The sequence below is a fragment of the Gordonia sp. 852002-51296_SCH5728562-b genome, from assembly GCF_001665475.1.
GTDB classification, from domain to species: Bacteria; Actinomycetota; Actinomycetes; order Mycobacteriales; family Mycobacteriaceae; genus Gordonia; species Gordonia sputi.
Map to the genome: position 1 here is coordinate 16775 of NZ_LZMI01000003.1, position 15618 is coordinate 32392.

A 15618-nucleotide genomic window follows, 5' to 3' on the forward strand; every position below is an offset into this window, starting at 1 on the left:
ACGCTGCATGGCGGCTCGGCAGATATCCACGTGCTCGACGGGCCGTCGGCGTGTCACCATGGATGGTGTATGACCGAAACATCACCACAGGTACATGACCTGCACGACACCCGTCCCGTCGACGCGAACGCACCCGCGATCGACCTTTCCCGCGATCTGATCGATCCCGACGATCTCGTCGACCCCGCAGATTTCGGCGATCACGACGATTCCCGCGACCGTGCCCACACGCCGACGACCGGCGAGCTCGCGCTCTCCGATCGCGCCTCGCTGCAGCGCGTCGCGGGGCTTTCGACAGAGCTCACCGACGTCACCGAGGTCGAATACCGACAACTGCGCCTCGAGCGCGTGGTGCTCGTCGGCGTCTGGACCGAGGGCACCGCGGCCGCAGCGAAGGCGAACATGGAGGAGCTGGCAGCGCTCGCAGAGACCGCGGGTTCCGTGGTTCTCGAAGCGGTGATCCAGCGACGATCCTCACCCGACCCCGCGACCTTCATCGGTTCGGGCAAGGCCCAGGAGTTGCGCGACGTCGTCGCCGACACCGGCGCCGACACCGTCATCTGCGACGGCGAGTTGACGCCAGCGCAGTTGACCGCGTTGGAGAAGGTCGTCAAGGTCAAGGTGATCGACCGGACGGCCCTCATCCTCGACATCTTCGCCCAGCATGCGAGTTCGCGTGAGGGCAAGGCGCAGGTGGCCCTCGCGCAGATGGAGTACATGCTCCCGCGTCTGCGTGGTTGGGGTGAATCGATGTCCCGTCAGGCCGGTGGCCGCGCGGGTAGCAACGGCGGCGTCGGCCTGCGCGGACCGGGTGAGACGAAGATCGAGACCGATCGCCGGCGCATCCGCGAGCGAATGGCCAAGCTGCGCCGCGAGATTCGCGAAATGCGCACGGCCCGCACCACGAAGCGGTCCGCACGACTGCGGGGTGCTGTGCCGCGCATCGCCGTCGCGGGATACACGAACGCGGGTAAGTCGAGTCTGGTCAACGCGATGACGGGTTCTGGTGTGCTCGTGCAGGATGCGCTGTTCGCGACCCTCGATCCGACGACGCGCCGTGCGACTCTCGAGGACGGTCGCGAACTGGTCTTCACCGACACCGTCGGCTTCGTCCGCCACCTCCCCACGCAACTCGTCGAGGCATTCCGGTCGACGCTGGAGGAGGTCGTCGACGCTGATCTCGTACTGCACGTCGTCGACGGCAGCGACCCGTTCCCCGCGGAACAGATCACGGCGGTCCGACGGGTCATCAACGACGTCGTGGCAGAAGAGGGAGTCGCGCCGCCTCCGGAGTTGTTGGTGATCAACAAGATCGATGCCATCGATGCGTCCAGGCTCACCGAATTGCGCGGCATGCTCGGCGCGGGCGGTAGTACGCACGGACCCAACTCAGCGGGCGTCGTGTACGTCTCGGCGCGCACCGGTGAGGGACTGCCTGAGCTGTTCGAGGCGGTCCGTGAGTTCGTGGGTCGCGACGACGTGGAGCTCACCGTCGACATCCCGTTCACGCGAGGCGACCTGGTGTCACGGATTCACCGCGAGGGCGAGGTACTCGCCACAGACCACAGCACCGAGGGCACCCGGATGCGTGTCCGTGTGCCCTCGGCGCTGGCGGGAGAACTGGCCTCGTTGGCCCAGTAGCAGGCCTACTCGGCGTCGAGGTCGGCGGCGACGAGCTTCGCGATGGCGTCGAGCGTTGCCTGATCGTCGGATTCGACGACGACCGCGGTGCCCTTCTCGGCGCCGAGCGTCATGATCAGCAATGCCGATCCCGCGTCGACCGGTTCGCCTCCGACGACCGAGATCGTCACGGGTGTGCCGGCGTCGGCGACTGCCTCGGCGATGATCGTTGCGGGTCGCGCGTGCAATCCGACGGCTGATCCGACCTCGACGGTGGTGCTTGGCATGGGTTGCTCCTTTGCAGATGGGTTATGTCGGGACGTGAGATCTCAGGCGGGGATGGTCTCCAGCTCGGGTGCCGAAGTCTGTCGGCTCGACGAGCGACCGAACTGCTTGGCCGCGACGACGCACACCGTGCCGAGGACCGTACCCGCCGTAAGCGCTGCGAGGAAGAGCAGCCAGTGGTTCATCGTGAAGAAGACGAAGATGCCGCCGTGCGGAGCGCGCTGCGTGACCCCGAAGGCCATGATCAGTGCACCGGCGAGTGCGCCGCCCGCCATCATCGACGGAATCACGCGCACCGGGTCTTTTGCGGCGAACGGGATTGCACCCTCGGAGATGAATGCGGCGCCGAGGAACCAAGCGGCCTTACCGTTTTCACGCTCGGGCTCGGTGAACAGTCCGGGGCGGATGACGGTGGCGAGTGCCATCGCGAGCGGCGGAACCATGCCTGCGCACATGACCGCTGCCATGATTTCGAGCTGGGGTGTGTCGCCGATGGCGAGGCCGGTGGTGGCGAAGAGGTACGCGGCCTTGTTGACCGGTCCGCCGAGGTCGAAGCACATCATGAGTCCGAGGACCACGCCGAGGACGATCTTGGAGCTGCCGCTCATGCTGTTGAGACCGTCGGTGAGCTGGGTGGTGACCCAGGCGAGCGGCTTGCCGAGCAACATGAACATCAGACCGCCGACAATCAGACTCCCGAACAGCGGGATGATGATGACCGGCTGTAGCCCGCGTGCCCACTGCGGCAACGGAAGTCGCGAGATCGCCAGGCACACGGCGCCCGCGATGAGGCCGCCGATCAGACCACCGATGAAGCTCGCGCCCACGGCAACCGAGACCAGGCCTGCGACGAAGCCGGGTGCGATACCGGGACGGTCGGCTATCGCGAACGAGATGTAACCCGCGAGGACAGGTACCAGCATGCTCATGGCGAGCGCGCCGATCGCGAAACTGACACCGCCGAGGTACTGGCCGAGACCGCCAGCGGGCAGATCCCAGAGGCTGTTGTGCAGCGCGATGTAGGCGCCGTCGGACAGCGTCTTGGATGAATCGAGTGTCTTGTTGGCGATCTGGTACCCGGCGAGCAGGAAGCCCAACGCGATCAGCAGTCCGCCTGCCGCGACGAACGGGATCATGTAGCTGACACCGGTCATGAGTGCCTGTTGGATCTTTTTGCCGAATGACAGGCTCGACGCCGATCCCTCCGCTGCACCGGCACCGTCGTCCGCCGACCCGTCGACGCGTGCGGCATGCGGACTACGCGACGCCTCCACAGCCTCTGCGATCATCTTGTCGGGTTCGTTGATCGCGCGCTTGACCCCGGACTCGATGACCGGCTTTCCGCTGAAGCGACTCTTGCCCTTCACACCGACGTCGGTGGCGAAGATGACGGCGTCGGCGCCTGCGATGACGTCGGGGGTGAACGGCGTGGTGCCCGACGAGCCCTGCGGCTCGACATGGAAGTCGACGCCTGCCCGCTCCGCGGCGTACTTGAGCGCGTCCGCTGCCATGTAGGTGTGTGCGATGCCGGTGGGGCACGCGGTGATCGCGACGATCGAGGGGCGCTTCTGCGAATCGGAACCCCCTAGTGTCTTCGCGGTCTTCGTGCCTGCTGCCGGGACTGCGGCAGCGGCGGCCGCGCCCGCAGCAGGCGCGGCGGATGTCGACGTGGAGCCTGCCGGCGCAGGGTTGATGGCTTCATCCACCAGTTCGACGACGCGCTCGTCACTCGGCGCCTCGCGGAGGGCGGCGACGAAGTCGGGACGCACGAGCGCTCGCGCGAGCGAGCTCAGCAGCTTCATGTGGTCGGAGGCAGCGCCCTCGGGTGCCGCGATGAGGAACACCAGGTCGGCCGGGCCGTCGGGTGCGCCGAAGTCGACCTTGTTCGACAGCCGCGCGAAGGCAAGGCTGGCGGTGGTGACCGATGCGGCGCGTGCGTGAGGAATCGCGATCCCACCGGGTAGCCCGGTTGCCGACTTCGCCTCGCGGGCCAGTGCGGCGCGGCTCAGTTCGGACGGATCGGTCGTGCGCCCGGCCTCGCCGAGATTCTCGGCGAGATAGGTGATGACGGCGGCGGGATCACTGCCTGCGTCGACATCGAGATGCACCGTCGCTGCGGTGATGATGTTGTCGGACATGGGTTTTCCTTCGATTTCTGTGTGGTCCGGAGAGCGAGTGTTCCGGTTCTGGTCGGTGAGCGTCGTGGCGATTCGTGTACAGGAACTGGAGGCTGTGGGGGTCACGTGATCGGGGCGGCTCCTGAGAGTTCGACGACATCGACCGAGTCGACGTCGACCTGTGCCGGAAGTGGCGGCTGCGTCCCTGCCAGCCCGGCGGCCGCCGAGCCGTAGGCGACTGCCGTGCGGAGACGATCGGGTTCGGAGGCGCCCGCCGTGTACGCGATGAGGTACCCGGCCAGCGATGCGTCGCCTGCTCCGACGGTGCTGCGCGGCACGATCGGCGGGGGAGTGGCCAGCCAGCTACCCTCAGCGGTCGTGAGTACCGCACCCGCCGCACCGAGGGTCGCGAGTACCGCTCCCTGCGTGGTGGCGATCAGCGTTCGCGATGCCGTCACGACCGGCAGGTAGTCGCCCGAGGCGACGGCAGCGGCCAGTTCGGCAGGGTCGATACCACTGACCTCGGCGAGTTCTTCGTCGTTGGGTTTGATCAGGTCGACGGGACCCGACATCGCCGCGCCCAGGGGTGCGCCCGACGTGTCGATCGCCACGCGGCGTCCGCTGTCGACGAGGCGGTCGGAGATGCGGCGATACCAGTCGTCGGGAACTCCCGGCGGAATCGAGCCACACAGCGCCACCCACGACGCGTCCTCGGCGCCCTCGAGTACGAGCGCTGTCAGTTCGTCGAGTTCTGCAGGCGTGAGGGTGTGACCGGGCGCATTGATCTTCGTGGTCGTCCCGTCGTTCTCGGCCACCGTGATATTGGTTCGGATCTGACCGTCGATGTCGACCGTGCGGTACGGCAGTGCGACGGCGTCGAGGGCCGTGAGCAGCGGGTCGTCGGCGTGCGCGGGTAGTACCGCGACGGTGGGGATGCCGGCTTCCGCGACGACGCGGGACACGTTGACGCCCTTGCCGCCGGGCTCGACCCGGGTGGAGGTACTGCGTTGCACCTCGCCCCGCATCAACGGTCCTGTGATCTCCAGGGTGCGGTCGAGACTCGGGTTGGCTGTGACTGTGAGGATCATGCGATCACGACCTCGATGCCGTGTGCCGAGAGCGCCGCCGAGAACTCGGGGTCGATGCCGTCGTCGGTGATCAGGACGTCCACCTCGTCGAGCGGAGCGAACGAGCTGAAGTCCTCGCGACCCATCTTCGACGAGTCGGCCAGCACCACGACGCGCTGCGCGGCAGCCACGATGGCCGACTTGACCGAGGCTTCTTCCGCGTCGGGGGTGGACAGGCCGTGGCCCTCACTGATCCCATTCGTGCCGACGAAGGCAACAGATGCCCGCATCTTTCCGAGTGCTGCGACGGTCTCGGCGCCGACCGCAGCCTGCGTGAGCCCACGGACCCGACCGCCGACCATGAGCAGGGTGGCCCGTTCGTGTGCGGTGAGGGCCTGCCCGAGCTGGAGGCTCGTCGAGATCACCGTGAGCCTGCGATCGGCGGGCAGCAGCTTGGCGGCCTGGTAGGTAGTGGTTCCGGCATCGAAGATGACCGATCCACCGTCCGAGGGCAGAAACCGAATCGCAGCGCGGGCGATCGCTGCCTTCTCTGCGGTGTGGGAGGACTCGCGTTGGGCGAGTCCCAGCTCGTTGACTACCTCGACCGTCCCGGCCTTGACTGCTCCGCCGTGGACGCGCTGCACGCTACCGCTGCGCTCGAGCACTGCGAGGTCGCGGCGCACGGTTTCACTCGTCACGTCGAACCTGTCGGCGAGAGCTGTCACGGATGCGCGACCGTGCGCGCGCACCTGATCGGCTATTGCTCGCTGTCGCTCTTCGGCGTACACCTGTCGACTCCGATCTGTGGTGTGTGGCTCACCTTCCGGCGAACCATCTGTGGGGTCTGTGTTCTGTGGATCTGGCTTCTGCGGATCTGTGTTCTGTCGGATCTGTGTTCTGTGGATCACCGCGTGATTGGTTCTGTGTGGGATTCGATGTTGATATATCTGTGTTTACGCCCGTGTGTGTTGACAAGTCAAGCGTTTCGAGTAACTTTGATCACAGAAATTCACGACGCCGGGTATTCCTCACAGATCACCGCACCCGGCCGATCGACCCGGAAGGCAGCAGACGCAATGGAGAATCACCTGGTAACGGAGAATCGGGTCACCATGAACGGTCAGGGAGAGTTGACGGGAACACCCGTCGTCGCGGGGTTTGCCTACGGGCCGGTGTTGTGGCCGGGTGGGCGCGTCGAGTACGACGAGACGTCACTCGGCACTGATCGCGTCCTCGCCGAGGGCGAGCGGGACACGGAGTCGGAACGTCTCGTCGCCGCCGCGGCAGTCGTCGCGGGCAGACTGCGTGATCGCGCATCACACGCGTCGGGAGCTGCGGCCGAGGTTCTTGCCGCGACCGCCGGGTTGGCCGAGGATCGGGGATGGATCGGTGCGGCAAAGTCCCGTGTCGCGAAGGGGGCGTCGGCACCTGCTGCCGCAGTCGCGGCCACGGCGCAGTTCTCCGAGATGTTCGCCAAACTCGGCGGGTTGATGGCAGAGCGGATCACCGACCTCAACGACGTGCGTGACCGGGTGGTCGCCGAGTTGCTCGGCCGGCCGGAGCCGGGAATTCCGACGCCGAGCCAACCGTCGATCCTCTTCGCGGACGACCTCGCTCCCGCGGATACCGCGGGGCTCGATCCCGCTGTGATCGTCGGGCTGGCCACGCGTCTCGGCGGACCGACCAGTCATACCGCCATCATCGCGCGTCAATTGGGCATCCCGTGCGTGGTCGCCGTGGCTCGATTGAGTGAGATCACCAGCGGCACAATGGTTTTGCTCGACGGCGGTGCGGGGTCGATCACCGTCGAACCGGAGGAGTCCGAGGCGCGCGAACTCGTCGAGCGCAGTGTTGCGGAGGCAGCGCTTGTTGCTGCGTGGCGTGGCCCTGGCCGGACTGCTGACGGCACCGACGTCGCCATCCTGGCGAATGTCGCCGATGGTGTGTCGGCGCGTCGCGCGGCCGATGCGCCGGTCGAGGGGATCGGGCTGTTCCGCACCGAGTTGGCATTTCTCGACCGGGCAGAGGAACCCGATGTCGACGAGCAGACACGTCTGTACCGCGACGTGTTCGAGGCGTTCGCGGGCCAAAAAGTCGTCATCAGAACGCTCGACGCCGGCTCGGACAAGCCGCTGGCCTTCATCGAGCACCCGGACGAGGCGAACCCCGCACTCGGCGTGCGCGGTAACAGAATCGGCGATGACCACCCCGAAATCGTGCGAACTCAACTCGACGCGATCGCGCGCGCGGCAGAAGCATCCGGCACGACGCCGTGGGTCATGGCACCGATGATCGCCACGGCCGCAGAGGCTGCACAGTTCGCCGATCTCGTCCGTCAGCGTGGTCTGACGGCCGGCGTGATGATCGAGATCCCTGCAGCGGCAATTCTGGCGCCGGCGATCCTGGCCGAGGTCGACTTCGTGTCGATCGGAACCAACGACCTCACGCAGTACACGATGGCCGCCGACCGGATGTCGGCAGAACTTGCCGAACTGACCGACCCGTGGCAACCCGCGGTGCTCGCACTCATCTCGCAGGTCGCGACCGCCGGCGCCCAGCAGGGCAAACCCGTCGGCGTCTGTGGTGAGGCCGCGGCCGACCCGTCGCTCGCGTGTGTGCTCGTCGGACTGGGAGTCACCTCGCTGTCGGCGGCTCCGGCGGCGACAGCAGCAGTCGGGGCGAAGCTGTCGACGGTGACCATGGAGCAGTGCCGAGCCGCGGCCGCTGCCGCGCTTGCCACCTCGAGTCCGGCACTCGCCCGACGTGCCGCAGCCGAAAAACTCGACCACTGATACAGACCCCGCTGGTCAATGACCTGCGGGGCCCGGTTCAGCGCATCACACCCGGCGCATGACCGTCACGACCTTGCCGAGGATGGCGGCGTCGTCGCCGGGGATCGGATCGAAGAGCGGGTTGTGCGGCATCAGCCAGACGTGGCCGTCTTTGCGTTTGAAGGTCTTCACCGTCGCCTCGCCGTCGATCATCGCTGCGACGATGTCGCCGTTGTCGGCGACATTCTGCTGACGTACGACAACCCAGTCGCCGTCGCAGATCGCGGCGTCGATCATCGATTCGCCGACGACGCGCAGCAGGAACAACGAGCCCTCACCGACGAGCTCACGCGGGAGCGGGAAGACGTCTTCGACCGCCTCCTCCGCGAGAATCGGACCGCCCGCCGCGATACGGCCGAGTACCGGAACGAACGTGGGGGTCGGGAGATCTCCGTTGATGGCATCGGAGTGATGTGCATCGGGAGCCTCGGAGACGTTGACCGCTCGCGGACGGTTGGCGTCGCGCTTCAGCAGGCCCTTGCGCTCGAGAGTGCGCAACTGGTGTGCCACTGATGAGGTGGACGTGAGGCCGACGGCGTCGCCGATCTCTCGGATGCTCGGCGGATATCCACGCTCGCGTACCGACTTTCGGATCACATCGAGGACGCCACGCTGGCGATCGGTGAGTGTTGCCTCGGCGACGGCCGGATGGATCGGTGTCTCCTCGCCGCCTCCGCTCTTCTTGCCTTCGACGCTGCGACCGTTGCCCTTGGGCGACGTCGGGCTGCGTCGTGACTTCTCTGTCATCGGTTCCGTCCTTCCTGATGTTGATGCGGCTGCTGTTGTGAACCGGCTGCTGTTGTGGAGCAGGTGGTGGGGTGCGTCTTTCATCCATCGTCTGGCGCCGACAGTAGCGGAGGCCACTGACAACATCAAACATTTGTTCGACGTGTCGCAGGACTTTGTCGGACCCCTCTGGTAGAACTCGAACATCAGTGCATCGAACGCTTGATCGACCATTGGAGGTAGCGATGACCAGCTTGATGACCAACCCGGTGACCCGCACGATTCCCAGCCCGTCGAGTGCATCCGCGGCAACACCGCCGACCACCCGATCTGCAACGCCCCGACCTGCGTCGACGACGCGTTCTCGAGTTCACCGCGCCACGGTGGTCAGTGGACGCGCATCGTCGAATGCCGTGCGTAGCGAAGAGCTGCGTGTGGCGGGACATGTTCGAACAAGTGAGGTCCGACGGGCCGGCGCGGACGTCTCGCCGCAGCGCCGACGTCGGATTGCGTTCGATCACGGCACCTCTACACGTCCGGCAGGCACGCGATGCGCCGGTGGCGTCGGCGAGATGGTGGCTGCCCGTCGCCGGCGCGCAGCGGTCTTGGCGGTGCTCGCCGGAGTCGGGTTGGCGCTGACCGTGTGGGTCGTCGGGACCGTCGGTGCCGACTACCAGCGGGCGAGCATGCCGTCGTCGACCTCCACGCAGGTGGTCCACGTGCGTTCCGGTGAATCGCTGAGCTCGATCGCGGCGCGGGTCGCGCCCGATATGCCGCGTCAGACCGTCATCGACGAGATCATCGACCTCAACGATCTGCCGTCGAGCGGGCTGCGCGTTGGCCAACCGCTTGTCACACCCGCGTACCGCTGAGCGCTGGCGGTATTCTCGATGTCACAGGGTCCAGTCGGAAACCGACACGGTCACCGCTGCGGTCTCGCTTCCGCCGGTCGTCAGACGATCGGACCAAGCCAGATCGACGGAGCCGCTGCGTCCCGCGATTCGCACGAGGACTACATGCGCTGCCCGTTTTGTAAGAACGAAGACACCAAGGTCGTCGATTCGCGTGTCGCCGATGAGGGGCAGGCGATCCGCCGACGTCGCGCGTGCAGCGAATGTGGGCGACGTTTCTCCACGGTTGAGAGTGCTGTTCTGGCAGTCGTGAAGCGCAACGGAGTGACGGAGCCGTTCAGCAGAGAAAAGGTGATGCGCGGGGTGCGCCGCGCGTGCCAGGGACGTCACGTGAACGAAGACGATCTCGCGCAGTTGGCTCAGCAGGTCGAAGACGCGGTGAGATCGTCGGGTTCCGCTGAGATCCCCAGCAACGAGGTGGGTCTGGCCATTCTCGGCCCGCTGCGCGACCTCGACGAGGTGGCATATCTACGTTTTGCCTCGGTCTATCGCTCGTTCGATTCGCTCGAAGACTTCCAGCGTGAGATCGACGACCTCCGGGGCAACCTCACCGGATCCCACGAAGGCGCAGACGACCTCGACACACCCGCCACCCGCGACGACACTGTCGATGCTGCGTCGAGTTCAGCGCGTCCGGTGTCAACCGAGTCGGTCAAGAGCTCGTAGCGCGCGCTTCTCCGAAATGGGGTAGGCGGTCCCGAGCTTCTGGGCGAAGAGGCTGACCCGAAGTTCCTCGACAATCCACTGCGCTTCCTCGCTGACGGTGTCTCGGCGCGATTCGGGAAGCTGTGTCAGGCGCTGGTTCCAGCGCTCGGTGACTCTGTCGATGGCGGCCATTCCATCGCGGTCGCGAGTGGCCGCGGCAGGAAGTTGCTCGAGACGCTGCCGTGCGGCGGTCAGGTATCGCGGAACGTGCTGCAGGTGTTCGCGTGCCGTGGCCAGGACGAATCCATCGAAGACCAGGTTGTTGAACTGTTCGGCGACGTCGTCGCACGCTGTCTGACCCGAGTGGCGGTCGATCTCGGCACGTAGGGGAGCCACCTCGCGCAAGACCTCGACGGCGAGCGCGAAGTACTCCGGCGCCGCCGCTGAGATACGCGGCCGGAGCGCCGAGACGAGTTCTTCGAAGGCCGACGGCGTGCGGATCGAGCCGAGATCGACTGCTGCGGGCGCGATGTCGCGAATCGCCCTGCGGGTGCAGTCGGAATACAGCGCGTCGGGCGACTCGTAGGGACTCTGACTCAGTGCCAGTCGATCCGCCGGGTCGAGTCCTGCGCTGATCTTGCGCGAGAGTGGCGCGATCGCGTGGTCGAGCAGTTCGATGACGGCACCGTGCAGTTGCACACGTCGCTGTGCGTCCGACGTCGCGAGCGTCCGTGCCACCCCACGGTTGCGCTCTCCGTCGACGACCTCGAGTGACGGATAGCGTGTGATCTGTTGTCCGGCAACGGTATCGACGTTCGACTCGGCGAGTGTTCCGATTCCGTCTGTCGTCCACGTCGTGTACACCCGACGCGGCGTCGGCGCGGGCGCGTCACCCTCGATGCGTCGGCGGAGGTCGGCAAGGGACTTGCCGGTGGCGACCGACTCCTCGCGCTCGTCGATTACGACGAAGTTCATCCGAAGGTAGGCGGGGAGTCTCTCGGGAGCGAAGTCGTCAGCCGCAATCGTCTGCCCGGTGATCGTCGACAGTTCACGCGCGAGGCCCGTGATAAGCGGCTCGCGGCGTGGGGTGAGGCGAGACAGAGCGAGATCGGCGAATCGTCCGGCGGGGGCCATCGTTTTGCGGATGGTCTTGGGCAGTGTCTTGATCAACTCGGTGGCGAGTTCGCTGCGCATTCCCGGGACCAGCCAGTCAAAGCCAGCAGGACGCACGTGCCGCAACAGTGGACGCGGAATGAGTACGGACACACCGTCATCGGGCGCGCCGGGCTCGAATCGGTAGCGCAGGCGGTAGCGGGTATCGCCCTGTTGCCACTCGCCGGGATAGTCGGCATCGGCGACGTGGACGTCGGCGGCGACGTCCTCCGGGGTGAGGTCGAGCAGCGCCTGGTCGGCTCTGCGCGCCTTCTTCCACCAGGTGTCGAAGTGGCGTGCCGAGGTGACCTCGGCGCCGATGCGATGGTCGTAAAAGTCGAACAGTTGGTCTTCGGTGATCACCACGTCGCGGCGTCGTGCGCGGTGTTCGACTTCGGCGGCGTCGGACAGCAGCGCCCGATTGCGTTCGAAGAACGGATGATTCGTCTTCCAATCGCCTTCGACGAGGGCGTGCCGGATGAACATGTCGCGCGCCGCCGCGGGGTCGATGGGGCCGTAGTCGACGCGGCGTCGGGCCACCAACGGGACGCCGTAGAGCGTCGCACGTTCGTATGCCATCGTCGCACCGCGCTTCGACGACCAGTGCGGCTCGCTGTATGTGCGTTTGACCAGGTCGCCTGCGAGTCGTTCGGCCCACAGCGGGTCGATTCCCGCGACGGTGTGCGCGAAAAGTCGTGACGTTTCCAGGATCTCGGCGGCCATCAGGAACGCGGGCGGCTTCTTGGAGAGTGACGAGCCGGGGAAGATCATCAGGGTCGTGTTGCGTGCGCCCGTGTACTCCCGACCCTCGGCGTTGCGCGCGGCGATGTTGCTCAGGAGCCCGGACAGTATCGCCTGGTGGATCGCATCGGTGTGGTGTGACACCTCAGGCTCGCCGGAATTCTTCGACGCCCCAGACTCTTTTGATGTTCCAGACTCTTTCGATGTTCCGGCGTCGTTCGTCGACCAGCCGAGATCGTCGACGATGCGCCGTAGCTGTCGGTGCAGATCCTGCCATTCGCGGATGCGGAGGTAGTGGAGGAACTCGCGCTCGCAGGTGCGGCGGAACTGGTTGCCGGACAGTTCCTGTCGTTTCTCCTGAAGGTAGCGCCACAGTGCGAGGTAACCCATGAAGTCGGACCCTGGCACGACGAACCGCTTGTGTGCAGCGTCGGCAGCCTCGCGATGATCGCCGGGCCGCTCACGAACGTCGGGAATCGACAGCGCGGCGGCGATGACCAGAACGTCGGCGAGACAACCGGATTCGTGCCCGGCGATCAGCATGCGCGCGACCCTCGGCTCGACCGGGATGCGCGACATCGTGCGTCCGACAGGCGTCAATCGCGGTGTGGTGTCGGTCTTGTCGGTCGTCGTGATCGCACCGAGCTCGGTGAGAACTCCGATGCCGTCGCGGATTCCGCGCGCGTCGGGAGGTTGGACGAAGGGGAAGTCGGCGATGTCGCCGAGCCGCAGCGACGCCATCTGCAAGATGACCGAGGCAAGGTCGGTGCGGAGGATCTCGGGGTCGGTGAAGGCGGGGCGGGCGTCGAAGTCGGCCTCGCTGTACAGGCGGATGCAGATGCCGGGGGCAACTCGCCCGCACCGCCCGGCGCGCTGGCGGGCGCTCGCCTGCGAGATCGGTTCGACCGGAAGTCGATGGATCTTGGTGCGCGCCGAGTATCGCGAGATACGTGCGGTACCCGTGTCGATGACGTAGCGGATGCCCGGGACGGTCAGCGAGGTCTCGGCGACGTTGGTGGACAACACGATTCGATTGCCACGCGACGGTGTGAACACCTTCTGTTGTTCGGCGATCGACAATCGTGCGTACAGCGGAACCACCTCGGCACCCGCCGCGACGCGTCGGGACAGCGAGTCCGCCGCCTCACGGATGTCACGTTCGGTGGGCAGAAACACCAGGATGTCGCCACCGGCGTTGCTGCGCCCCCACAACTCGTCGATGGCGGCGTCGATGCCCTGGATCTGGTCGAGGTCGGCGTGCTCGCCGCCACCGCGTTCGTCACCGGTGTCGGGGCCGTCGGAGGAGACGAGCGGGCGGTAGCGGACGTCGACGGGGTACGCCCGCCCCGACACCTCGAGGACGGGGACCTCGGCGTCGGGTGTCGTGAAATGCCGCGCAAATCTGTCGGGTTCGATCGTCGCCGACGTGATGATGAGCTTGAGGTCGGGGCGACGGGGGAGCAGTCGGTGCAGGTAGCCGAGGATGAAATCGATGTTGAGGCTTCGTTCATGCGCCTCGTCGATGATCAGCGTGTCGTAGGCGCGCAGCATCGGATCGGTGGCGATCTCGCGCAGCAGGATGCCGTCGGTCATCACCTTCACGAGAGTGTCGGCGCCGGAGCGGTCCGAGAACCTCACCGAGTACCCCACGGCATCGCCGATCTCGGTGTTCGTCTCGTCGGCGATACGCCGTGCCACGGAACTCGCGGCGATACGCCTCGGCTGGGTGTGACCGATGGCGCCGCGCACGCCTCGGCCGAGCTCCAGGCAGATCTTGGGAAGCTGGGTGGTCTTGCCCGATCCGGTTTCGCCCGCGATCACCACGACCTGGTGAGCGGCGATCGCGGCTGCGATCTCGTCGCGGGCCTCCGAGACCGGTAGCTCCGGTGGGAACTCGAGCACCGGAACGGATGCTCGACGACGCTCGATGCGTCGTGAGGCGGCGTCGATGTCTTGCGAGAGTGCCGCCACCGCATCGGCGTTCGGCGACGCACCGAGCTTGTCGACGCGGCGTCGAAGGCGGTGCTGGTCGACGATCGTCAGATCGGTCAGTCGACGTCGAAGCGAGCGTTGATCCGTCGAAGAAGGCTGCGTCGCCGCGGCGGTGGAGTCGCCGGGCTGTGATTCGGGGGAGACGGACATGATCTTTCAAGGATATGTGTCGGTACATGGTGGGACGCAGTCCGACCTCTCGCCGGTGAACGTACTGACGACCCTGAGTGCCCTGACCGCGATGCCGCCGGGCATCATTGACCCCATGTCAGGTTCACTGTGGCACGGATTCGCCGATATGGGGTCGGTCAGCGCAAGCGGCCCATTTGTGATCACGCGGGGTGAGGGCACCCGCGTGTGGGACCGCGATGGCAACGAGTATCTCGACGCCACCGCCGGTCTGTGGTTCACCAACATCGGTCACGGGCGCACCGAGGTCGCGCAGGCGGTGGCCGATCAGCTCTCGACGCTCGCGCACTATTCGGGATTCGGCGATCTCACCGCAGACGTCACCGACGCGCTCGCCGACCGGCTTGCGACCATCGCGCCGGTTGCCGGGAGCAAGATCTTCTTCACCTCCGGCGGAAGCGACTCGATCGACACCGCTGCGAAACTCGCGCGGCGTTACTGGGTGGAGGTCGGCAAGCCGGAGAAGACGATCATCGTCGGTCGGACCAAGGCCTACCACGGCATGCATGTCGCGGGCACCTCGCTCGCGGGCATCCCCGGTAACCACGACGGCTACGGAACCCTGATGCCCGACGCACAGACCGTCGAGTGGGACGACGCCAAAAGCCTGCTCGGTCTGATCGAACGCGTCGGCGCCGACAAGGTCGCCGCGTTCTTCTGCGAGCCGATCATCGGTGCAGGCGGCATCTACCTTCCGCCCGAGGGTTATCTGGCCGAGGTCCGACAGATCTGCCGCGACAATGACGTGCTGTTCGTCGCCGACGAAGTGGTGACCGGCTTCGGCCGTATCGGCGGCGAGAGCTGGTTCGCTTCGGCGCGCTTCGACCTCCAGCCCGACATGATGACCACGGCCAAGGGCTTGACGTCGGGGTACGTCCCGATGGGTGCGGTGTTCATCGCACCGCGTGTCGCCGAACCCTTCTACGCCGGTGGTGTTTGGTGGCGTCACGGCTACACCTACGGCGGCCACGCGGGAGCCGCGGCAGCCGCGATGGCCAACCTCGACATCATCGAGCGGGAGGGCCTCCTAGCCGAGGCGGCGAGGCTCGAGGGCGACCTGGCAGACAAGCTCGCCCCGCTCGCCGACCTCGCCGCGGTGTCCGAGGTGCGCACCGGACTCGGTGCGGTGACGGCCGTCCAACTCGCCGATCCGGCGCAGGCGCCCGCAGCGGTCGGTGCCCTGCGTAAGCACGGCGTGAGCACTCGCGCCGCAGGCCAGGGCGCGCTGCAGGTGTCGCCGTCGTTCGTGATGACGACAGCGGAGGTCGGCGAGCTGGCCGACCGTATCGGCGCAGCGCTGGGCTGAGTCGATTGAAGCCGGCCCGGTCAAAGCTGGGCTGAT

General features: G+C 66.5%; 11 protein-coding genes. 5 read left to right on the top strand and 6 right to left on the bottom strand.

Features of this window, described 5'->3' with window-relative positions; translation table 11 throughout:
- The first annotated feature begins 69 nt into the window (after positions 1-69).
- Entirely contained in the window at positions 70-1641 is a 1572-nt protein-coding gene (hflX, locus tag A5766_RS00480; RefSeq protein ID WP_005204565.1) for a GTPase HflX, read from the top strand.
- Between the two features lie 5 nt (positions 1642-1646).
- Here hflX and A5766_RS00485 read toward each other — a convergent pair whose 3' ends face one another.
- From A5766_RS00485 to A5766_RS00500, 4 genes are all read right to left on the bottom strand, one after another.
- Positions 1647-1907, bottom strand: a complete 261-nt coding sequence (locus A5766_RS00485; protein ID WP_005204573.1) for an HPr family phosphocarrier protein — start codon at positions 1905-1907, stop codon at positions 1647-1649.
- Between the two features lie 42 nt (positions 1908-1949).
- Positions 1950-4043, bottom strand: a complete 2094-nt coding sequence (locus tag A5766_RS00490; RefSeq protein WP_064903037.1) for a PTS fructose transporter subunit IIABC — start codon at positions 4041-4043, stop codon at positions 1950-1952.
- Positions 4044-4144: 101 nt separating this feature from the next.
- Positions 4145-5110 carry a 1-phosphofructokinase family hexose kinase gene (locus tag A5766_RS00495; protein ID WP_064866793.1) on the bottom strand — a complete coding sequence of 322 codons (966 nt, stop codon included), beginning with the start codon at positions 5108-5110 and terminating at the stop codon, positions 4145-4147.
- On the bottom strand, positions 5107-5877 hold the full coding sequence (locus tag A5766_RS00500) for a DeoR/GlpR family DNA-binding transcription regulator (RefSeq protein ID WP_064866791.1): 771 nt from the start codon (positions 5875-5877) through the stop codon (positions 5107-5109). The genes A5766_RS00495 and A5766_RS00500 overlap by 4 nt, the downstream gene beginning before the upstream one ends.
- Positions 5878-6165: 288 nt before the next feature.
- Between A5766_RS00500 and ptsP the strand changes: the two genes are divergently transcribed.
- Positions 6166-7881, top strand: coding sequence for a phosphoenolpyruvate--protein phosphotransferase (gene ptsP / locus A5766_RS00505; RefSeq protein WP_082946569.1), 1716 nt, complete (start codon positions 6166-6168; stop codon positions 7879-7881).
- Positions 7882-7926: 45 nt separating this feature from the next.
- Here the strand turns inward: ptsP and lexA are convergent, their stop codons facing one another.
- The gene (lexA, locus tag A5766_RS00510; protein WP_005204583.1) at positions 7927-8667 is read right to left on the bottom strand and encodes a transcriptional repressor LexA; all 741 of its coding nucleotides are present in this window, start codon (positions 8665-8667) and stop codon (positions 7927-7929) included.
- 224 nt (positions 8668-8891) lie between these two features.
- Between lexA and A5766_RS24810 the strand changes: the two genes are divergently transcribed.
- Positions 8892-9518 carry a LysM peptidoglycan-binding domain-containing protein gene (locus tag A5766_RS24810; RefSeq protein ID WP_231894498.1) on the top strand — a complete coding sequence of 209 codons (627 nt, stop codon included), beginning with the start codon at positions 8892-8894 and terminating at the stop codon, positions 9516-9518.
- Positions 9519-9662: 144 nt separating this feature from the next.
- Positions 9663-10223 (top strand): transcriptional regulator NrdR, encoded by a 561-nt coding sequence (gene nrdR, locus A5766_RS00520; RefSeq protein WP_039855095.1) that lies wholly within the window; start codon positions 9663-9665, stop codon positions 10221-10223.
- On the opposite strand, the gene hrpA is transcribed toward nrdR, so the two are convergent.
- Complete coding sequence (gene hrpA / locus A5766_RS00525) at positions 10197-14237, bottom strand: ATP-dependent RNA helicase HrpA (protein ID WP_005204589.1); 4041 nt, start codon at positions 14235-14237, stop codon at positions 10197-10199. The two genes, nrdR and hrpA, sit on opposite strands and share 27 nt — an antisense overlap.
- A 115-nt stretch (positions 14238-14352) precedes the next feature.
- Here hrpA and A5766_RS00530 point away from each other — a divergent pair, with 115 nt between their 5' ends.
- A complete protein-coding gene (locus A5766_RS00530; protein ID WP_039855096.1) occupies positions 14353-15582 on the top strand; it encodes an aminotransferase family protein in 1230 nt (409 codons plus the stop codon).
- Positions 15583-15618 lie beyond the last annotated feature (36 nt).